This is a genomic window from Pseudomonas sp. BB438, assembly GCF_057180225.1.
Genome location: NZ_CM170001.1, coordinates 4,396,434 through 4,417,095, shown reverse-complemented (window position 1 = coordinate 4,417,095; position 20,662 = coordinate 4,396,434). Strand labels below are relative to the sequence as shown.

At 61.9% G+C, this 20,662-nt stretch carries 18 protein-coding genes; 12 read left to right on the top strand and 6 right to left on the bottom strand.

The features are described from left to right. The first annotated feature begins 264 nt into the window (after positions 1 to 264). Positions 265 to 1,326: an AraC family transcriptional regulator gene (locus AC1ZV1_RS20205; protein WP_484293316.1), complete on the top strand. Its 1,062-nt coding sequence runs from the start codon at positions 265 to 267 to the stop codon at positions 1,324 to 1,326. Between the two features lie 4 nt (positions 1,327 to 1,330). Here the strand turns inward: AC1ZV1_RS20205 and AC1ZV1_RS20200 are convergent, their stop codons facing one another. From AC1ZV1_RS20200 to AC1ZV1_RS20185, 4 genes are all read right to left on the bottom strand, one after another. After that, positions 1,331 to 2,101 carry an alpha/beta hydrolase gene (locus AC1ZV1_RS20200; protein ID WP_484293315.1) on the bottom strand — a complete coding sequence of 257 codons (771 nt, stop codon included), beginning with the start codon at positions 2,099 to 2,101 and terminating at the stop codon, positions 1,331 to 1,333. Between the two features lie 84 nt (positions 2,102 to 2,185). Then, a complete protein-coding gene (locus AC1ZV1_RS20195) occupies positions 2,186 to 3,643 on the bottom strand; it encodes a flavin-containing monooxygenase (RefSeq protein ID WP_484293314.1) in 1,458 nt (485 codons plus the stop codon). Positions 3,644 to 3,835: 192 nt separating this feature from the next. Beyond that, on the bottom strand, positions 3,836 to 5,203 hold the full coding sequence (locus AC1ZV1_RS20190; RefSeq protein WP_484293313.1) for a DUF1329 domain-containing protein: 1,368 nt from the start codon (positions 5,201 to 5,203) through the stop codon (positions 3,836 to 3,838). A gap of 13 nt (positions 5,204 to 5,216) precedes the next feature. Beyond that, positions 5,217 to 6,992: a DUF1302 domain-containing protein gene (locus tag AC1ZV1_RS20185; RefSeq protein WP_484293312.1), complete on the bottom strand. Its 1,776-nt coding sequence runs from the start codon at positions 6,990 to 6,992 to the stop codon at positions 5,217 to 5,219. 258 nt (positions 6,993 to 7,250) lie between these two features. Here AC1ZV1_RS20185 and AC1ZV1_RS20180 point away from each other — a divergent pair, with 258 nt between their 5' ends. From AC1ZV1_RS20180 to AC1ZV1_RS20170, 3 genes are all read left to right on the top strand, one after another. Further along, positions 7,251 to 8,402: a helix-turn-helix transcriptional regulator gene (locus AC1ZV1_RS20180; RefSeq protein ID WP_484293311.1), complete on the top strand. Its 1,152-nt coding sequence runs from the start codon at positions 7,251 to 7,253 to the stop codon at positions 8,400 to 8,402. A 123-nt stretch (positions 8,403 to 8,525) separates the two neighbouring features. After that, positions 8,526 to 9,137: a DUF4823 domain-containing protein gene (locus AC1ZV1_RS20175; RefSeq protein WP_484293310.1), complete on the top strand. Its 612-nt coding sequence runs from the start codon at positions 8,526 to 8,528 to the stop codon at positions 9,135 to 9,137. After that, on the top strand, positions 9,134 to 9,712 hold the full coding sequence (locus AC1ZV1_RS20170; RefSeq protein WP_484293309.1) for a DUF1285 domain-containing protein: 579 nt from the start codon (positions 9,134 to 9,136) through the stop codon (positions 9,710 to 9,712). The genes AC1ZV1_RS20175 and AC1ZV1_RS20170 overlap by 4 nt, the downstream gene beginning before the upstream one ends. Before the next feature lie 107 nt (positions 9,713 to 9,819). On the opposite strand, the gene AC1ZV1_RS20165 is transcribed toward AC1ZV1_RS20170, so the two are convergent. Continuing rightward, positions 9,820 to 11,508, bottom strand: coding sequence for an electron transfer flavoprotein-ubiquinone oxidoreductase (locus tag AC1ZV1_RS20165; protein ID WP_484293308.1), 1,689 nt, complete (start codon positions 11,506 to 11,508; stop codon positions 9,820 to 9,822). Between the two features lie 310 nt (positions 11,509 to 11,818). On the opposite strand from AC1ZV1_RS20165, the gene AC1ZV1_RS20160 reads away from it, so the two are divergent. The 3 genes from AC1ZV1_RS20160 (at position 11,819) to fabV (ending at position 14,909) form a co-directional block, all read left to right on the top strand. Next, complete coding sequence (locus AC1ZV1_RS20160) at positions 11,819 to 12,568, top strand: electron transfer flavoprotein subunit beta/FixA family protein (RefSeq protein WP_484293307.1); 750 nt, start codon at positions 11,819 to 11,821, stop codon at positions 12,566 to 12,568. Next, positions 12,568 to 13,497, top strand: coding sequence for an electron transfer flavoprotein subunit alpha/FixB family protein (locus AC1ZV1_RS20155; RefSeq protein WP_484292794.1), 930 nt, complete (start codon positions 12,568 to 12,570; stop codon positions 13,495 to 13,497). The genes AC1ZV1_RS20160 and AC1ZV1_RS20155 overlap by 1 nt, the downstream gene beginning before the upstream one ends. Positions 13,498 to 13,712: 215 nt before the next feature. Further along, entirely contained in the window at positions 13,713 to 14,909 is a 1,197-nt protein-coding gene (gene fabV / locus AC1ZV1_RS20150; protein ID WP_484293306.1) for an enoyl-ACP reductase FabV, read from the top strand. A 63-nt stretch (positions 14,910 to 14,972) separates the two neighbouring features. Here the strand turns inward: fabV and AC1ZV1_RS20145 are convergent, their stop codons facing one another. Further along, positions 14,973 to 15,923: an alpha/beta fold hydrolase gene (locus AC1ZV1_RS20145; protein ID WP_484293305.1), complete on the bottom strand. Its 951-nt coding sequence runs from the start codon at positions 15,921 to 15,923 to the stop codon at positions 14,973 to 14,975. A 97-nt stretch (positions 15,924 to 16,020) separates the two neighbouring features. Between AC1ZV1_RS20145 and AC1ZV1_RS20140 the strand changes: the two genes are divergently transcribed. The 5 genes from AC1ZV1_RS20140 (at position 16,021) to AC1ZV1_RS20120 (ending at position 20,380) form a co-directional block, all read left to right on the top strand. Then, positions 16,021 to 16,848, top strand: coding sequence for a substrate-binding periplasmic protein (locus AC1ZV1_RS20140; protein ID WP_484293304.1), 828 nt, complete (start codon positions 16,021 to 16,023; stop codon positions 16,846 to 16,848). Between the two features lie 28 nt (positions 16,849 to 16,876). Further along, positions 16,877 to 17,221, top strand: a complete 345-nt coding sequence (locus tag AC1ZV1_RS20135) for a DUF4398 domain-containing protein (protein WP_484297591.1) — start codon at positions 16,877 to 16,879, stop codon at positions 17,219 to 17,221. Then, positions 17,218 to 18,045 carry an OmpA family protein gene (locus tag AC1ZV1_RS20130; protein ID WP_484293303.1) on the top strand — a complete coding sequence of 276 codons (828 nt, stop codon included), beginning with the start codon at positions 17,218 to 17,220 and terminating at the stop codon, positions 18,043 to 18,045. Before AC1ZV1_RS20135 ends, AC1ZV1_RS20130 begins: the two co-directional genes overlap by 4 nt. A gap of 153 nt (positions 18,046 to 18,198) precedes the next feature. Further along, complete coding sequence (locus AC1ZV1_RS20125; protein WP_484293302.1) at positions 18,199 to 18,834, top strand: response regulator; 636 nt, start codon at positions 18,199 to 18,201, stop codon at positions 18,832 to 18,834. 106 nt (positions 18,835 to 18,940) lie between these two features. Continuing rightward, the gene (locus AC1ZV1_RS20120; RefSeq protein WP_484293301.1) at positions 18,941 to 20,380 is read left to right on the top strand and encodes an aminotransferase-like domain-containing protein; all 1,440 of its coding nucleotides are present in this window, start codon (positions 18,941 to 18,943) and stop codon (positions 20,378 to 20,380) included. The last annotated feature ends 282 nt before the right edge of the window (positions 20,381 to 20,662 follow it).

Here is a 20,662-nt window from a genome sequence, read left to right as displayed (position 1 = left end):
CAGACCAATGGGGGAGTGGTGGCGTCAAGGTTGCCCGACGCAAAAGCGAGCCTATGCGACGCGCTAGGTGCTGATTTGACTTTATATGACAGAAAATTGATATTTCACGACTGGTTGCTACGCCCTGCCGTGTTCAGGACGGGAGGTCTGCTGATTGTGAATAGCGGCTGAACTTGACAGATAACGTCGCGGGATTATCAATTCGCGATATGGCTGCCACCGACATGAGGGGCTGCCGGATTCCACCAAGAGCCTGATAACAAGATGAATCCAACAGCAGGTTTTGTGCGGGCCTCTGCGCTGCATGGTCTGGCCGAGTTCGCTGCCAGCCAGCGTCTGAGTGCGCAGGAGCTGATCAGAGCGACCGGGCTGCCGGGAGATGTACTCGATCACCCGGAGAGCTTCATTCCTTACCGTAAATTTGCAGCGCTACTGGCCCTTGGGACGCAGCGCTCCGGTAATCCGCTGTTCAGCATGCGCTTCGGGCTGCATCAGGGGGTTGGCGCCCTGGGGCCGCTGCTCTACCTGATCCGCAACGCCGACAGTGTTGGCACCGCCATTCGGGAGTTGAGCCACTACTTTCATCTGCATGCCAGCGTCGCTCGGATTCGCCTGGAGGTGGAGGGTGAGCATGTGCTCTTCCATTACGATCCGGAGACTTCCAAGGACGTCATCAGCCACCGCCTGATCGTGGAGCTTGTCGTTGGGGCGGCGATGCAGTTGATGCGCACCATGCTCGGCAGCCGGTGGCAGCCGCGTGCCTTGCTACTGCAGGCCGCTCCGTTATGCGATGTACAGGCCTATACCCGTTTGTTGGGGCTGACACCCCAGTTCAACGCCAGCTGCAATGCCTGGATCTTTGATGCCCGTCTGTTGGAGACGCCGATCAGCTCGGGTGATCAGGAGTTGCACCGCTTGATCCAGCAGCACCTGGATTCCCTGGATCAGATGTCGATTCAGGAGCTCCCGGCACATGTGCGCCAGCTGTTGGGCAACCTACTGCCTAGCGGGCGGACTACCATCGAACAAATTGCGGACTTCATGGCACTCCACCCCCGCACCCTGCAACGTTATCTGGCGGACGAGGGTACGTCGTTCCAGGCGCTGCTCGATGAAACCCGCCAATCCATGGCGCAGCGCTATCTGGGGGATTCCACGCTCAGCCTGACTCAACTGGCGGCCATGCTGGGGTACTCGGAGTTGAGCGCGTTTTCGCGCGCCTTTCAGCGCTGGTTCGGCATGAGTCCGCGTGAGTGGCGTGCGCAGCAGTTCCCCGAGAGTAAGTCCCGACAGCGGCTGCGCACCCACCTGCTGCGTTCCCGCTGAGACGCTATCGAACTTGCGACTGTGATGCCGTGTCGATCCACTCCAGCACTTGATCGACAAGTGCTTGCCAGCCTGGCTCGCCCAGCACCCAGTGTCCGTGCCCGGGAAGCTCGCGGTACTCCAGGCGCTGACCATACCAGCGCGCCATGTGGCGGCTTACCGAGCGGGGAATGATGCGGTCGCTGGCGCCTGCCAGTGCCAGCATCGGACACGTGATGAGTTCCTTGCGGACATCATTGGAGCCTGACAGGTTGAGCACGCCGAAGCCCACTTCATAGGCCACTTTCCCCGATTCGGCGATCAGTAGGTCTCGGCACGCCGGGCGTTGCTCAGGCGGAAGGCGATTGAAGATCAGATAGTCCGCTTCCCAGTTGGACAGCCTGAATGTTCGCCGCCATAGCCCCCACCGGGAGAAGTGGCGGGCGAGCCCCGGCAGCATCGCGGGCCGGAGTGGGAATACCTGCCTGGGGGCCGCGCTGTTCACCAGTACCACTCCCCCAAGATCCAGGTGCTGGGCGGCAAGCTGGGCGAGCAGGCCGCCAAGCGAGTGGCCAACCAGGATCGGTCGCGTGAACTGGCGGGCTACCGTGAGGACTTCGTCGACATAGCTTTGCAGTGTCGCGCCGGCCAGCAATGTGTCCGACCCCTGCACCCGATGCCCTGGCAGGTCGAATGCCAGGCAGCGGTGCCCTCTGGCCTCGAAGGCCTGCTTCCAGTCATGCCAGACCGTATGGCGCGACCACATTCCGTGGATGAAGATGATGTCTGCTTTCATGGCTTGTTCTTTCCGCCGCGAATCCATCGAAAGTGCCCGCCGCGCCGATCGAGCGGGGCGGGCTCCATGAGTCCCCAGCGGGCTTCAAGCGCCGGTGAATTCCAGGTTTGGATCCTCGATGGACTGCTTCAGAAGCATGTGTCGGTCTTTCTCGACGTTATGCAGGACTCGCCACGGCAGGCCGCGCCCCTGTCGCGGGAGTACGGCGGCGCCTCGCTGGATGTAGCCGGATTTCATCGAGCCCAGGACGGTCTCGTCGTTACAGATTTCTCCCACGGGCGCACGCGGTACGACGACGGCGAAGTTGTTCTGCTTCATATGGTTGAAGAGGCGACAGAGAAAGTTCGCGGTCAGGTCTACCTTCAGCGTCCATGGCGCGTTGGTGTAGCCAAAGACGAAGCCCATGTTGGGGACGTCCTGAAGCATCGAGCCCTTGTAGGTCATCAGCTTGTCCAGGTGCTTCTGCTCGCCGTCCACCAGTAGCTCCATGCCGCCGCAGGTCTGCAGCGTCAGGCCGGTCGCGGTGACGATGATGTCTGCGAACAGCTCCTTGCCGGATTTGAGGCGGATGCCTGTCTCGGTGAAGCTGTCGATGTGATCGGTGACGATCGACGCCTTGCCGTCCCTCAGCACCTTGAACAGGTCGGCATCCGGAACGGCGCAAAGGCGTTCGTCCCATGGCTGGTAGCGCGGCGTGAAGTGGTGCATATCGACATGCCCGTCGAGTTGCTTGCGCACGCCGGAGAGCAACCAGTTGCGGACAGGTCCAGGCCAGCTCTTCGCCGCCTTGTAGATGAGTCGCTGCAGAAAGATGTTGCGTTTGCGGGCGAGGGAGAAGACCAGACTCTTGGGTAGAAAATGTTGGAGGAATGCCGACAGCTTGTCGTATCCGGGCACGCTGAAAACATAGCTGGGCGAGCGCTGGAGCATGGTGATGTGAGCGACCTGCGGCGCCATGGCCGGTATCAGGGTGACGGCGGTTGCGCCGCTGCCGATCACCACCACTCGCTTGCCACGGTAATCCAGGTCTTCCGGCCAGTGCTGTGGGTGCACGCGTACACCCTTGAACCGCTCTTCGCCAGGGAAGCTGGGCAGGTAGCCCTGGTCGTAGTCGTAGTAGCCGGTGCAACTGATCAGGTAGCGGCAGGTGAGGGAGATGGTGTTGCCGGTGTCCTCTTCCAGGCAAGTCACGGTCCAGCGCTGGCCTTGACTGGACCAGGCTGCCTTGGTGGTCTTCAGGCCGAACTGGATCTTCTTGTCGACGCCGTATTCCCGGGCCGTATCGGCGACGTAGCGTCGGATCGACGGGCCGTCTGCGAGCACCTTGAGCTCATGCCAGGGGCGAAAGGAATAGCCGAAACTGAACATGTCGGAATCGGATCGGATGCCCGGGTAGCGGAAAAGGTCCCAGGTGCCGCCAATGGCCTTGCGCCGCTCGATGATGGCGAGACTGGCATCGGGCATTTCCACGGCCATTCGGCAGGCGGTGCCGATTCCCGAAAGGCCGGCACCAATGATGAGGACGTCGTAGTGATTCTGCATGGGGCAATCTCGTTGGTTTTGTTATGTGGCCACGAGTATTGCGGAATGCGATGCATGAAATTTGACTGATCATGATCAGTGGTTGACATTTTGCGACAGCGATTTCACGAGGTGTCCCGTGCTGAACAGAGCACGCCTGAAGAGCGACGGCCGGGCCCGGAATGGCTTCGGGCCCGGCCGTCGGTTTGAGGCTCAGCGTACGCCTGAGGTGCGCAGTGCGGCGGGGGTATAGTCATTCACCGAGGCCGGAACGCCAAATTTCACCCAGCTCTTTTCTTCGTTCATCAAGCCGTACACACCGTAGCGACCGGAGACCAGGTCATAGAGCGCCTCGAAGGCGTACCAAGGGGTCTGCGCGTGGTATTCGTCCAGTAGCATGGCTTGACCGACCCGCCAGAGCTGGCCACGGCCGTCGTACAGTTCCGAGCCTGCGATGGTCCAGGAGTCCTCGTCCACGTAGAAACGGCGCTTGGCGTAGATGTGGCGCATGCCTTCCTTGAGCGTGCCTTCGACGACCCAGACGCGATGCAGCTCGTAACGCGCGAGATCCTGGTTGGTATGTCCGGCTTTCAGAATGTCCGCATACTTCACCTGCGGCGAGGCCAGCCGGTAGTTGTTATAGGGAATGTACATCTCCTTCTTGCCGACCAGTGTCCATGTGTAGCGGTCCGGGGAGCCGTTGTACATGTCGTAGTCATCGGAGGCACGAGTGCCGTCGGCATTGCTTCCGGGGCTGTCATACGCCACTTGCGGAGCCCTGCGCACCCGGCGCTGGCCAGGGTTGTACTGCCACGCCATGCGCGGTTCCTTCACCTGGTTGAGCGTGTCGTGAACCAGCAGGACGTTGCCGGCCAGGCGCGAGGGGGCGGTGGTCACCGACTTGAACATCAGCAGGATGTTTTCCGCCTGGTCCTTGACCAAGTCGGGAATGAAGGCCGGAAAGGCAACCTGGTCCTCCATCTGCACCAGGGTGTAATCGCCATTGCGTTGGGGGAAGGCGTTAGCCGATGCGCGGAATACGTTTCCACCCTTGTAGCGTGTGATGTGATTCCACACGACCTCCAGGCCGTTCTTTGGAAGGGGGAAGGCGATGACCCGGGAGTTGGTGAATCCCTGCAGGCCGTTTCCGCCTTCGATGAGGCTGACCTTCTCGGCGCTGGTGCGGATGGCGCCGTAGATGTCCTTGGGCATGCCCACCGTCCGGTGAGTAGCGTACACCGGCATGCGATAGCTCTCCGGGTAACGCTTGAACATGGCCAGCTGACCTTCGCTGAGACGCCCCTTGTACTGCTCGGCGTTGGCGGCGGTGATGATGAACAGCGGCTTTTCACTGGCGAACGGGTCGCTGAGGAAACCTTTGCCATCCACGGTGCCGGCGTCCTGCGGCAGGCCGCCGGTCCATTCGGGGATACTCCCGTCGGCGTTTGCGGATTTCTCCGCGCCCACGGGCGTCAGGGTGCTTCCGAGGCTGGACAGTTCCTGCGGCGTGGCGGCGGCGAACACACTGGCGCTCAACAGGGTAAGGGCGAACGCCCCGAGGATATGTTTGGTTGTTTTCATCAGTGACAATCTCTTAGAAGTTCACGCCGAAGCTGAGCGCCACGAAGTCGCGGTCGATCTGGTTGTTGTAATCACCGCCAAAGAAATTGGTGTACGACAGGCTGGCGGTGTAGGTACTGCGGTAATCGGCATCCAGGCCGAGACTGATGGCCTTGGCGCCTTCGTTGAAGGTGGGGCCATAGCCTTCCACGTCGTGTGACCAGGCGAGGTTGGGTTTCAGGTTGACGCCCGCGATGACATCGCTGTATTCGAGGATGCTGCGTGCGCGGTAGCCCCAGGAGGTGGCGGTGTAGAACCCGTCGTCATTGCTCGGGCTGTAAGGCCCGACTTCGTTGATACGGCCATAGCGCTGCTCGCTGCGGCTTTCCAGTCCGCCCAGGTGGGTCACTCCGAACTCACCTACCAGCGTCAGGCGGTCGGCACCGAGCACGCGCTCGAAGAAGTGCGTGAGGGTGGTCTGCAACTGGGTCATTTCCTTGCGCTTGTAGCCCCTGATGTCGGTGTCGGCGGTAGCGAGTGCCCCGTTGAGACCGCCTGCTGCCGCGGCGCCGATCACCTCGATGACCGGTGCATTGGTTTCATCAATGGCGTTAAAGATCAGCGGCATGTTGGGCCGATAGCTGACCTCTCCCGCCCACGCCGTGCCCGTGGGCAAGGTGGTCGCGAAGCTCAGGCCGTACAGCCGGATGTCCTCGGGGTAGTCCATGAAGTAGTGGCTATTGCCCAGCAGCGAGGTCTGGCTGAGCAACCCGGCGGGGCCGCCCGGCAGGGAGAGGGCTCGCTGGATGCTGGCAGCGTCGGGGGTTGTCATGCTCAGGTAGGGCAGGCGGCTATGGAAGTTCATCGCGTAGGCACCGTACTCGGTCTCGTCGCCCATCCAGCGCAGTGCCAGGCCCCATTGGCCGCTGTCGCGCGCGTCGTTGTCCTTGGCGCGCGGCACGATCAGACCTTCGGGAGCGAGGGTGACGTCCATCAAGTCGGCATAGGGCGTCAGCCCCTTGACTGCGGCCGGCGCCCCGACGGTGAAGTTGGTGTCGCACCCCGGTGCGAGCGCATCGGAGCCGAAGAAGGTGCCGCAGTTGTCCAACACGGTCTGTTGCCATTCGAGTTGGTAGAACATCTCGGCCGACAATTGTTCGGTAATGCCCTGGGACGCAAAGATCATGCTGACCGGCAGAAGGCCTTCCTTGATCTCGGCGCCGGGACGTCGGAGGGCGGATACGTCGACGGGGTTGATGCTGTTGATACTGTTGGCAATGAAGGTGCTTTCGCCCCAACTGACCACCTGTTTGCCCAGGCGTACGCTGCCCGGCTGACTGCCGATGGTGTAGTTCTGGTAAATGAACGCGTCGAGAAGCTGTGCCCCGGAAGACTTCGCACCTTCTTCGCGGCCCTTGTCGCTGATCTGCTTGAATGGGCGGCTTTCGTCCTTGAGTTCGAAGTCGTACCAGTACTTGCCGCGCAGGAACACGCCCGTATCGCCGTACTTCAGTTCAAGGTCATGGGTGCCCTTGAACAACTTGGAGAAGGTCTCTCCCTTCTTGAAGTTCAGGCGTCCGTCATCGTTGGCAGATGCTGTGCTGTTGCCGCCATTGGTGGCGCCAATCAGATCCTGGGAAGCGCTTTGCGTGGACCAACTGGCACCGATGGATAGCGAAGAGTCGAACTGACCTTCGATTTCGCCGATGTTGAAGTTGGCCGCCTGTGCCGTCGGGATGAAGTTGGCCAAGGCTGCAGCCAGGGGGAGGAGGCAAGGCTGAAAGCGTCCGAGCCCTATTGTTGTTGTCATTCGACTCTCCGTTGAGGTGGGGGGACCTGCCCCAACCTTAATCAGCCAGTCGATCCCTCCAAACAGACGAAGGTTGCGATTTTCCTTCCATACCAAAGTGTTAGGCGGGGAGGCGGATCCCCGTTCCCGCAGGTCTGCGCCCGGACAAACAGCCTGGTTTGCCACGACAGGTGGCCGTGCGCCGATGGCGAGCACCCGACGAAAAGGCCGAAAGGTAATAGCTGTCGTGATATGTCAACTATTGGTCGTGGAATGTCGATGAGCGAGATCGGCTCCAGGGCGACACTTTTGCCGCAGAGACTTGCCGATGAGGAAGCTCTTCGTTGTGTATTTGCCGAGATCACCAGCATGCCCAGCCTGTTTTCAGAATCACTGCTTTGCAATCCTCCTGCCGGAGTCACCGTTGTCCCGCCCGCCGTGCCTGGCTCTATACCCCGTCCGGCCTTGCTGCGGCGTCTGGCATGCGCGCAGAACCGACTGACCCTGAGTTTTACACCCGCCGGCTTTGGCAAGAGTGCGTTATACAGCGAGTGTGCACGCCTGGCGCCCAGCCGCATCCGGGTCGTCTGGCTGGAGCTTTCAGGGCTGGCGCTAACGCCAGCGGAGCTCACGACGCGGATTGCGGAGGCGCTGGGTATAGAAGTTGATCTGAATGAGCCGAAGGGGACCCTCTACCGATCGCTGGGACGGGTTGGTCAGCCGTTGTGGCTGGTACTGGATGATTATCCGCGTGATGCATGCCCAGAGCTGGACGCCTACCTTGAGGATCTGGTCGAGCGCACGCCACAGAGTGTGCGCTGGTGGATCAACGGGCGCCGCAGGCCAGCATGGAGCCTGCCGCGCCTGGTGCTGCAGGACGCGGTGCTGGAGCTTGATGCGCAGGACCTGGCCTTTGGTGCTGACGAGCTCAACAGCTTGCTGGAGGAGCATGACGTCGCCTTGTCGATCGAGTTGCGTGAGCGTTTGCTCGAGGCCTGCCAGGGGTGGCCCGCACTGATCCGTCTATTGCTGCGGGAGACTACGGCCCAGACGCTGGAAGAGCGCCTGAGCATTGGCACACCATTGCTGTTGAATTATCTGAAGCGCGAGGTCGTGCTTGAACCGACAGAGGACTGCGTGCCGCTGACGGCGTTGCAGCGCCGTCACCCGCAGTGGTTCGCCGAGTGGAGCACCGTTCGCGCGTCGCCCTTTCCGGTACCGCCGCCGTCGTTGAGTTCGCTGCTGAGTAAACGCGAACTGGTCATTCTGCAACTGATCGCTTCTGGCTGTTCCAACCGGGAAATCGCCGACCGGCTCTACCTGTCTGTGAACACGGTGAAGTCTCATGCCTGGAGCATCAACGGCAAGCTGGGGACTGAGCGGCGTACTCAAGCGGTTGCGCAGGCGAAGCTGCATGGCTTGCTGAATTGAAATAGCATCCGGCCGACGCTGGGCCTGTCGCTGAATCAGGAGGGCAAGGCAATCTTTCATGGCATGGAAGCTGCTTGGCTTGTCCGAATGCCGGCTTTTCGTCGCCGGCACCGGAGATTTCCCATGCGCTACCTGATGTTGATCCTTGCCTTCGCTGCCCTGGGCGGCTGCATGAATCCCAGTGACCTGGCCGACGGCACGGACTATTACCTGCGTGATTCGGGCTTCCTCGATCACAGCCAGACTCGCCGCACGTCGAACTGGCGCCTGCAGCAGGATTCCTTCATCTACATAGCCCAGGGGCCGTTCGTACCGCCCGGTCATCCCTATGCGCGGCCCAACGTGGTAGCGGAGGAGGCGTTCAAGGGCTTCGTCCAGTACTTCCCGCTGGTACGCCGGGCCAAGAGCCCACTAGGTCTCGAAGGGGCCATGCAGGAGGCGCGTGCGGCAGGCGCCAATTATCTGCTGTATACGCGCTTTGCCCGTGGAGAGGACAATGCCGGTACCTACGAGCAGTACGAAGACACCGATAATGCCGTGGGCCGTGACCGCAGCGTGATCCAGGTGATGTTGATCGAGACCGACAACCGCTACCTGGTGGACAGTGCGACCATCCGCAGCCGCGGCGGTTTTCTGACATTCTATGATGCCAGCCCCGAAGACCTGATCGGACGACCGCTGGAAGACTATGCCCGCAGCCTGCTGGGGGTGAAGACGCGAGAGGAGTACCAATGACTGATCCACAGACCCAATCGGACCGGGCCGGCAATCTGCTGGCGCAGATCCCCGCCAGCAAGGACAAGGGGCTGCCGCCGGTACATCTGTGGAATCCGGATTGCTGTGGCGATATCGACATGCGTATCGCCCGCGACGGCACCTGGTATTACCTGGGTACGCCAATTGGACGCAAGCCGATGGTGCGGTTGTTCTCCACCATTATTCGCCGCGATGGCGATGACTACTTCCTGATCACGCCGGTGGAGAAGTGCGGCATCACCGTCGATGACGCGCCTTTCGTCGCGGTCACCCTGGCTGTCGAGGGGGAGGGCGAACAGCAGGTACTGCGCTTCACCACCAACGTCGAGGACGAGGTGGTGGCCGACGCCGCGCATCCGATCCGTGTCGAGTTGGACTCGCAGACTCAGGAGCCGTCGCCCTACGTGCTGGTGCGTGTGAACCTGGAAGCGCTGATCCACCGCAACGTGTTCTATCAGTTGGTGGAGTTGGCAGTTCCGCGCATGATCGACGGCGTTGAATGGCTGGGTGTCTGGAGTTCGGGGGAGTTCTTCCCCATCGCGCCGCAGCCGTGACCTTTCGGTCGGAACCCGTCCGGTAGTTCGGTTATGTCTTCGCTACAACTTTTTCGAACCTGCAAAAAAAGGCTCCCGAGGGAGCCTTTTTTGTTATCGCCAACGCATTACATGTTGGGGTAGTTCGGGCCGCCGGTGCCCTCGGGGGCAACCCAGGTGATGTTCTGGGCCGGGTCCTTGATGTCGCAGGTCTTGCAGTGTACGCAGTTCTGGGCGTTGATCTGGAAGCGCTTGCTGCCGTCGTCGTTGCTTACCACTTCGTACACGCCGGCTGGGCAGTACCGCTGCGCAGGCTCGTCGTAGAGCGGCAGGTTCTTCGTGATCGGGGTGTTCGGGTCGGTCAGCTTCAGGTGGATCGGCTGGTCTTCCTCGTGATTGGTGTTGGACAGGAACACCGAGGAGAGCTTGTCGAAGCTGAGTTTGCCGTCCGGCTTCGGATAGTCGATCTTCGGCGCTTCGCTGGCCTTCTTCAGGGTCGCGTAGTCCGGCGTCGTATCGTGCAGGGTGAACGGAAGTTTGCCGCCGAAGATGTTCTGGTCGATAAAGTTGAACGCACCGCCACCGATGGCGCCGAACTTGTGCATTGCCGCGCCGAAGTTACGGCTGCGGAACAGCTCGTCGTACAGCCAGCTGCCTTTGAAGGCATCGACGTAGTTGTTCAGCACGTCACCGCCTTCGCGGCCGGCGAGCAGGGCTTCGGCCACGGAGTCGGCGGCCAGCATGCCGGACTTCATCGCGGTGTGGCTGCCCTTGATCTTGGCGAAGTTCAGGGTGCCCAGGTCGCAACCGATCAGTGCGCCGCCCGGGAAGACCATCTTCGGCAGCGAGTTCAGGCCGCCCTTGCAGATGGCGCGAGCGCCGTAAGCCACGCGCTTGCCGCCTTCCAGGTACTGCTTGATCACCGGGTGGTGCTTGTAGCGCTGGAACTCGTCGAACGGCGACAGGTGCGGGTTGGTGTAGGACAGGTCGATGATCAGGCCGACCACCACCTGGTTGTTTTCCAGGTGATAAAGGAAGGAGCCGCCCGGGTTGTCATCGTTCAGCGGCCAGCCGGCGGTGTGCACCACCAGGCCCTGCTCGTGCTTGGACGGATCGATATCCCAGATTTCCTTGATGCCGATGCCGTAGTGCTGGGCGTCGGCTTCGCTGTCGAGCTTGTACTTCTTGATCAGTTGTTTACCGATGTGGCCACGGCAGCCTTCGGCGAACAGGGTGTACTTGGCGCGCAGTTCCATGCCCGGGGTGTAGTAACCCTCTTTCGGATTGCCTTCGCGGTCGACGCCCAGGTCACCGGTGACAATGCCGCGCACCACGCCATTCTCGTCGATCAGCGCTTCCTGGGCGGCGAAGCCCGGGTAGATCTCGACGCCCAGGCCTTCGGCCTGCTGGGCCAGCCAGCGGCACAGGTTGCCCAGGGAGATGATGTAGTTGCCTTCGTTGTGCATGGTCTTGGGCACGAAGAAGTTCGGCACCTTGGCCGCCGCTTCCGGGCTCTTCAGCACATAGATGTCGTCGCGCTTGACGGGGGTGTTGAGCGGCGCTTCGAGTTCCTTCCAGTTGGGGAATAGCTCGTTCAGCGCGCGGGGCTCGAACACGGCGCCCGAGAGGATGTGGGCGCCCACTTCGGAACCCTTCTCGACCACACAGACGCTGATTTCCTGACCGGCGTCGGCGGCCTTCTGTTTCAGTCGGCATGCGGCGGACAGACCGGCAGGGCCGGCGCCGACGATGACGACGTCGAATTCCATAAATTCGCGTTCCACTATCGATCTCTCCTGAATCAAGGCTCTGGGCATTTTGTAGGTATTGGGATGGGCGTGCCCCCACCCAGTAAGAGCGGGGCGCATTATAGCTAGACCTGTTGCTATATCTAAACCCTTTATCGAGCGCAATACAAACGTTTGTTTGAATCGCGCGTAGCCCTGATAGAATCGGGGTCCGCGGCTTATGAAGGGGTATTTTCGTGTATTGACCCGCCCGGTCGATGCGGTCAAGATACCTGCGGTTTTGCGGTCGCGTTGCGCTGGATGTAGTCGCAGATGGCGTGCACTACCGGCCAGGCCTGTCTGGCGACATTCCTATTCACCGGAGAAAAACGAGGAATCCATGAAGGTTCTTGTAGCTGTCAAACGAGTGGTTGACTATAACGTCAAGGTCCGCGTCAAGGCGGACAACTCCGGCGTCGATCTCGCCAACGTCAAGATGTCCATGAACCCCTTCTGCGAAATCGCCGTGGAAGAGGCAGTACGCCTGAAAGAGAAAGGCGTCGCCACCGAGATCGTTGCGGTCTCCGTCGGCCCGACCGCTGCCCAGGAGCAACTGCGTACCGCGCTGGCTCTGGGTGCTGATCGCGCCATCCTCGTTGAAACCAACGAAGAACTGAGCTCCCTGGCCATTGCCAAGGCGCTGAAAGCCATTGTCGACAAAGAGCAGCCGCAGCTGGTGATCCTCGGCAAGCAGGCCATCGACAGCGACAACAACCAGACCGGCCAGATGCTGGCTGCGCTGACCGGCTACGCCCAGGGCACCTTCGCCTCCAAGGTCGAAGTCGCTGGTGACAAGGTCAACGTCACCCGTGAAATCGACGGCGGCCTGCAGACCGTTGCCCTGAACCTGCCGGCAATTGTCACCACCGACCTGCGCCTGAACGAGCCGCGCTACGCGTCGCTGCCGAACATCATGAAGGCGAAGAAGAAGCCGCTGGACGTGGTGACCCCGGACGCCCTGGGCGTTTCCACCGCTTCCACCGTGAAGACCGTGAAAGTCGAAGCTCCGGCTGCCCGTAGCGCTGGCATCAAGGTCAAGTCCGTTGCCGAACTGGTCGAGAAACTGAAGAACGAGGCGAAAGTAATCTGATGGCTATCCTGGTAATCGCTGAGCACAACAACGGCGCACTGGGCGCTGCCACCCTGAACACCGTCGCTGCCGCGCAGAAGATCGGTGGTGATGTCGTTGTTCTGGTCGCTGGCCAGAATGTCGGTGGCGTGGCCGAAGCCGCTGCCAAGATCGCCGGTGTTTCCAAGGTACTGGTCGCCGACAACGCTGCCTACGCTCATCAGCTGCCGGAGAATGTGGCTCCGCTGATCGCTGAGCTGGGCAAGGGTTACAGCCACGTGCTGGCTGCCGCCACCACCAACGGCAAGAACTTCCTGCCGCGCGTTGCCGCCCTGCTGGACGTCGACCAGATTTCCGAGATCACCGACGTGGTTAGCGCCGACACCTTCAAGCGCCCGATCTACGCCGGTAACGCCATCGCGACCGTGCAGTCCTCGGCTGCCGTCAAGGTTATCACCGTGCGTGGCACCGGCTTCGACGCCGTCGCTGCCGAAGGTGGTTCCGCCGCTGTTGAAGCCGTTTCCGGCCCGGCTGACGCCGGCAAGTCTGCCTTCGTCGGCGAAGAGCTGGCCAAGTCCGACCGTCCGGAACTGACCGCTGCCAAGATCGTCGTTTCCGGCGGGCGCGGCATGGGCAATGGCGACAACTTCAAGATCCTCTACGCCCTGGCCGACAAGCTGGGCGCTGCCGTCGGTGCTTCCCGTGCTGCCGTGGATGCTGGCTTCGTGCCGAACGACATGCAGGTCGGCCAGACCGGCAAGATCGTCGCTCCGCAGCTGTACGTGGCGGTCGGCATCTCCGGCGCCATCCAGCACCTGGCGGGCATGAAGGACTCGAAAGTGATCGTTGCGATCAACAAGGACGAAGAGGCGCCGATCTTCCAGGTCGCCGACTACGGCCTGGTTGCCGATCTGTTCGAAGCTGTACCGGAGCTGGAAAAGGCCGTCTGAGCCCGATCCGCTTGCTGAAGGAACCCGCCCCTTGTGGCGGGTTCTTTCATTTCAGGTCCCTGATTTTCCTCGGGAAATGATCATTTCGCCGCGCTGACGACCCATTGGTCACGAATCTTTGCCGAGAAGTCCACGGGTGAAGGTGTCTCATCTACAATGCGCGACGTCTCCAGTTCCTGAATGTGTTCAATCGACACCTGGCTACCGAGGTTTTCATGATCATCAAACCGCGCGTGCGTGGCTTCATCTGCGTCACTACCCACCCGACCGGCTGTGAAGCCAACGTCAAGGAACAGATCGAGTACGTCGAGGCGCACGGCCCCATCGCCAACGGTCCGAAGAAGGTCCTGGTCATCGGTTCCTCCACCGGCTACGGCCTTGCCGCGCGCATCAGCGCTGCCTTCGGTGCCGGCGCCGACACCCTGGGCGTGTTCTTCGAGCGCCCCGGCAGCGAGACCAAGGCAGGCACCGCCGGCTGGTACAACTCGGCTGCCTTCGAGAAGTTCGCCAAGGCCAAGGGCCTGTACGCGCGCAGCATCAACGGCGATGCTTTCTCCGATGAGGTGAAGCAAGTCACCATCGACACCATCAAGCGGGACCTGGGCAAGGTCGATCTGGTCGTCTACAGCCTGGCCGCTCCGCGCCGTACCCATCCGAAGACCGGCGAGGTCTTCAATTCCGTGCTCAAGCCGGTCGGCAAGGCCGTCAACTTCCGGGGTCTGGATACCGACAAGGAAGTGATCAAGGAAAGCGTGATGGAGCCGGCTACTGTCGAGGAAATCGCCAACACCGTTGCGGTGATGGGCGGTGAAGACTGGCAGATGTGGATCGACGCCCTGCAGGAGGCCGGTGTACTGGCCGACGGCGCCAAGACCACCGCCTTCACCTACCTGGGCGAAGAGATCACCCACGACCTGTACTGGAATGGCTCCATCGGCGCCGCCAAGAAGGACCTGGACCAGAAAGTCCTGGGTATTCGCGAGAAGCTGGCTGCCACTGGCGGTGACGCTCGCGTCTCCGTGCTGAAGGCCGTGGTCACCCAGGCCAGCTCTGCCATCCCGATGATGCCGCTGTACCTGTCGCTGCTGTTCAAGGTGATGAAGGAGAAGGGCACCCACGAAGGCTGCATCGAGCAGGTCGACGGCCTGTTCCGCGAGAGCCTGTACGGCGCCGAGCCGCACCTGGATGCCGATGGCCGCCTGCGCGCCGACTACAAGGAGCTGCAGCCGGACGTGCAGGACACCGTGAAGGATCTGTGGGACAAGGTGACCAACGAGAACCTCTACCAGCTGACCGATTTCACTGGCTACAAGTCCGAGTTCCTGCGTCTGTTCGGCTTCGAGATCGCCGGCGTGGACTACGAGCAGGACGTCAACCCGGACGTGCAGATTCCGAACCTGATCCAGCTCTGAGTTCGACGCTCGTTAAAAACAGAAACGGCGCCCTGAGGCGCCGTTTCTGTTTTCCTGCGGGGCTTAGTGCGCCGCGGAGACGGGCGTGTGGTTCTGCTGGAGAAAGTCCAGGTAGAGGCGAGCGGTTTCCTCCGGACGTTCGATCATCGGCACGTGGCCGCAATCACGCAGGATTGCCACGCTGGGCTTCTTCAGAAGCGGCTTCATCACGTCGATGCTGGAAATATCCAGCACGCGGTCGCGGTCGCCCCACAGCAGCAGGGTCGGCGCGGTGATCTTCGGCAGCTCCGGCTCCAGTGGAATGTAGCGTTCGCGCAGTTGCTGGAAGATCATGCCGTTGAAAGCACTGCGCTCCAGCGCGCGCTCGGCAAGATAATCCCGCAGCCGCAATGGTACTGGCGGCTTCTGTACGAAGACGAAATCCAGAAGGGCCGGGAAGTCGTCCACCGAGCGCACGACCAGCGGGTTGTTCTCGCCCTTGAGCAGGCGTTCGAACAGCTCGCTCTGGTGCGGTGCGGTTACCCCGGCGTTGTCGAACAGGCCGACTGACAGCACTTCCTGCGGATGCCGCGCAGCCAGCAGGGCGGCAATGTGCCCGCCCATGGAGTTGCCCACCACATGGAAGCGGCCGATACCCAGCTCGCGCATGAAGTCGGCCAGGCGCTCGGCCTGGGTGCCGACGTCGTAGCTGATGTTCGCGGGCTTGCTGCTGTCACCGAAGCCCGGTAGGTCGACGGCGATGACGTGATAATCCTTTGTGAGGAAACGGGCGAAGCGCGGCCAGTTGCTCTTGTCGGCCCCGAAACCGTGGATCAGCAGAATGGTCTGCGCCTTTTCCGGTCCGCCCTCGTAATAGGTGATGTCCAGGTCGTCGACCTGAAGGCTGTTGGTCGAGAGCCTGGCGTGTGCGCTTTCGACGTATTGTGCCGTGGCCAGCAGGGTGGAGGGGAACGCATACAGGACGCCAGCGGCGACGGCTATCAACAGGAGAAGGGCCAGAAGGGCTTTCTTCATGAGAAGTCCTTATTACCAAATCGGGTCGGTGTGCTTTACGCTAGCATTTTGCGGCTCTAAGCATGGCCGTTCTTTCTTCTGGCGAGCGAGACTACCGATGCCTGATTGCTCCACGATGATCCGTGCGGCGCTGTTGCTGGTGACTTTCTCCATTCCCATGGCTGGTGTGGCGGCTGGCAAGTGCGAGCGCCTGGTGGCCACCGGCAATCCCGAGTACCCGCCTTACCTGTGGCGCGATCCGGCGCAGCCGGAGCGATTGATCGGCGCCAATGCCGATCTGCTGGAGCAGATCGGCAAGGCCGTCGGCGTCAACGTCCGGGTGATCTATTCGGGCTCCTGGGCGCGGGCCCAGGAAGAGGCGCGGCTGGGGCGAGTGGACCTGATCGCCGGCGCCTTCCTTACGCCCGAGCGTCTGGAAACCATGGACTACATCCATCCGGCCTTCCTCACCACCGACAATGTGGTGTGGATGCGCAAGGATGCGGTGTCTCCCTACAAGAGTCGGGACGACCTGAAAGGTCTGAAGGGCGGCACCCTGGTGAATAACAGCTTCGGTCCGGACTTCGACGCCTTCGCCAAGCAGGAGCTGACCCTGGAAGAGGTGCCCAGCCTGACCCAGGCGTTCCAGAAACTGTTGCTCAAGCGTTCTGATTACGTGATCTACGAGCACTATCCCGGCCTCGCCGTCGCCGATACCCTCGGCATGGCCGATGACCTGCAGCCGCTGGAACCGCCGATCTCCAGCGAAGGTCTGTACCTGACGGTTGCGCACAACTCGGCCTGCAATGACCCGTGGCTGCGCGGACAACTGGCTAAAAAGATGACAGAATTGACGGCCGCCGGAGTTCCGCAGCGCCTGCTGCAGGACAACCTGGCCCGCTGGAAGGCGCAGCAGTTGCAGCCTGCCGGCACTCCCACCCAGTAGGACAACAGATTTCGTGATCAATCGACGGATGATGGTCGCCGGCCTGGCTTTGTTTGCATTGGCCGGCTGTGCGACGAACGACCCGGCACCCAACGAGCAGATGCGCCTCACCGAGCAGGCGCTGGAACAGGCAAAGGCCGTGGGTGCGACCGATGATGTGGCCGAGTTCAAGCTCGCCGAAGACAAGTACCAGGCGGCCAAGGGTGCCCTGGCGGTTGGCTCGCACAAGAAGGCCCGGCAACTGGCCGAACAGGCCGAGCTCGATGCCCGCCTGGCCGAAGCCAAGGAACTGACGCGCAAGAGCGCCGAGCAACTGGCTGAACAGAGCAAGAGCATCAACCGACTGCGTAAACAGTTGGGAGAAGTGCAATGACTCCCGCACAACTGTTGCGCCGTGGTTCCTCGTGGGCGGGGGCGCTGGGCGCCCTGGCGCTGCTGGCCGGTTGCGCCAACAGCCACCTCAGCGACAAGTCTCTGGAGCAGGCCCGCAGCCAGTTTCAGGCGGTGAAGGAAGATACGTCCGTGCTGCGCAGCGCGCCCAAGGACGTGATCCGCGCCGGCGAGTCGCTGGCCCGTGCCGAGCGCCTGTCCAACTACTGGGGCAGCAGCGATGACGTGCTGCAGTATTCCTACCTCAGCCAGCGCTACAGCGAGATCGCCCGCGAGCACAGCAACCTGGCATTGAACCAGGAACGCCTCGGCAAGCAGCAGATGGAGCGCGAGCGCCTGCAATTGGCAATGCGCGAAGCGCGCCTGCTCAACGTGCAGGAGCAGAGCAAGTGGCTCGAGCAGCAGATGGTCAGCCTCGCGACCAATGAAACCGAGCGCGGCCTGGTGTTGACTCTGGGCGACGTGCTGTTCGACAGCGGCGAAGCGGACCTGAAGCCTGCGGCCAACCGCACCGTGCTCAAGCTGGTGCAGTTCCTCCAGCTCAACCCGCGGCGGGTGGTCCGTATCGAGGGTTACACCGACGCCGAAGGTGAGCGCGAACAGAACCTGCAACTGTCCAGGGATCGCGCCCAGGCCGTGGCAGATGCGCTGACTGACCTGGGTGTGGACGAGAAGCGCGTCCAGGTGCAGGGCTATGGCGAGGCCTATCCAGTCGCGGACAACGCCTCGTCCCTGGGGCGTGCGCAGAACCGTCGCGTGGAAATCGTCTTCTCCGACGAGAAGGGCCAACTCGGCGCCGAACGCTGATTCCCCGCGCAATATCTCGACACAGGAAAACCCCGGCAGCCTCGGCTCCGGGGTTTTTCGTTAGGGGGATCTCGAAATCTTTCGAGTGGCAGCTTGGCGAAAATGACCAGGTGCGACTAATCCCCTCAGGGGAGCTGCAAACGAGAGAACGTGATGTCATCGGAAAAGAAGCTTTTCAATGTAATCGTGGCGGATCCGCAGCCGATGATCGGTTGGGGTCTGGAGCGCTATCTGCTGGAGCGCGAACTGGCGCAGGTGAAGGCCTTCGTGAGCGACACCGACAGCCTGCTGGATGTACTGGCTGCTCATCCGGAGGTTGATTTGGCCATCGTCGAGCTGGCGCTGCCCGGCGCCCGTGGGCGTGACGGCGTGCACCTGATCGAATGGCTGCAACGCCATCATCCGGATGTCCCTGTACTGGTCTATTCGGTGATGGGGGCGCCGCTGCTGGCGAGCGCTGCGGTGAAATGTGGTGCGGTGGGCTACGTCTGCAAGCGCAACCCGTTATCCCTGCTGGACGAAGCCATCGCCCGGATACGCAAGGGCGAGACCTACATCGACCCGATGCTGCGGCCACCGCGCCATACGGGTAAGCCGCTGAGTCCGACCGAGGTTGATATCATCCGCCGACTGGCCCATGGCGCCACGGTGGGCGAGATCGCCGAGCGCACCAACCGCAGTGTCTCCACCATCAGCACACACAAGCGCAACGCCATGCAGAAGCTCGGCCTCACCACTGATGCACAATTGGTGGTGGCGGGGCTGCTGGACTGGCTCGGGGAGATCTGAGCGGGCAGGGCGGCGCAACTGTATCGGACGGAATGTTTCGGACTGTTCTGGAACAGTTTGTACTTTTTGGCTACTGTTTCGGTTCAATGCCCGAGAGATGGCCGTCATGTCCAATCTGCTGTTGTATCAGCGCATCGCCCAGCAACTGGCGGAAGACATCCGTCGAGGTGTCTACCAGCCGGGCGAGCGTGTGCCATCCGTGCGCAAGCTGAGCACACAGCTCAATGTCAGCCATGCCACGGTGCTCCAGGCCTATGCCACCCTTGAAGACCAGGGGCTGATCCGTGCGCGTCCGCAGTCCGGCTTCTATGTGCACCGCACGCCGGCGCTGACCGCCTCGACGCCGGACATCGCCCGCGTCGAGCGGCCCGGCCTGGTCACCCGCAGCAGCATCATCAACCAGGTGCTCGCCGAGGCACGCCGTGAAGGTGTGTTCCCGCTGGGCGCTGCCGTGCCGCATGTGGACTACCTCCCGGTCCGCGCGCTGCACCAGCAGTTGGCCAAGGTCACACGGTTCTCCAGCCCGCGGGCCTTCAGCTACATGTTCAGCCCCGGCTACGAGCCGCTGCGTCGCCAGGTGGCGATCCGCATGCGCGATGCCGGCGTGGTGGTTGATCCGACCCAAGTGACCATCACCCATGGCTGCGTGGATGCCATCCATATGGCCTTGCGCGTGATGACCCGCCCGGGCGACCTGATCGCTACCGAGTCGCCGAGCTACTATGGCCTGCTGCAACTGGCCGACATCCTCGGCCTGAAGGTCATCGAGATTCCCAGCGACCCGCTGACCGGCATCAGCCTGGAAGCCCTGCAACTGGCCGCCAACCAGTGGCCGATCAAGGCGCTGGTCCTGACCGCGCGCCTGAGCAACCCGCTGGGCGGTACCATCCCGGAAGACCGGCAGAAAGCGCTGCTCAAACTCACCGCCGAGCACAACATCGGCGTGATCGAGGACGATATCTACGGCGAGCTGATGTTCGACCAGGGGCAGACCAAATCGCTCAAGGCCCACGACCGTGACGGCCGCGTGGTCTACTGCTCGAGCTTTTCCAAGACGATTTCCCCCGGCGTGCGCATTGGCTGGATCATCACCGAGCGCTACCAGGAGGAGATCCGCCGCCTGCAGACCTTCACCACGCATTCGGCCTGCACCGTCACCCAGATGGGCGTGGCGGCGTACCTGGAGAACGGCGGCTATGACCGGCACCTGCGCTACATCCGCCAGGAGTACCGCAAGAACATGACCGCCTACCAGTTGGCGGTGCAGCAGTACTTCCCCGAAGGCACGCAGATGACCCGGCCGAAGGGCGGCTTCATCCTCTGGGTCAGCCTGCCGGCGAAGGTGAATACCAAGGAACTGCACGTGCGCGCGCTGGAGCAGGGCATCAGCATCGCGCCGGGGCTGATCTTCAGTAACACCGAGCAGTTCAACAACTGCCTGCGCCTGACCTGCGGCATCCCGTGGGACCGTGAGGCGGAGCGGGCGATCATGACCCTCGGCATGCTGGCCAACCAACTGTGCCAGGAGGAGCTGATCGCAGCCTGACAGTTGTTCGGTGTATCCGCACAGCGTGTGCCATGGACATACGACCGCGAACGGTCGTGCGGCCCGTGACGTTTTCGTCGGTGGAATCGACCCGTTTGCTTCGGGTTTCTCGTCCAAGGATGAATGAATCCTCGACGAGACCGACGCCGTGCCGCTCGACAGTCAGCCCTTCCTGCCATCAGGCCCCTGGAAATCCAGTGCTGCGCCGGCCTGCGCGACATCGGCGATACCGGATGGCTGGCGCACTGCCTGCAGACACCCGTACCGACACGGATCGAGAGC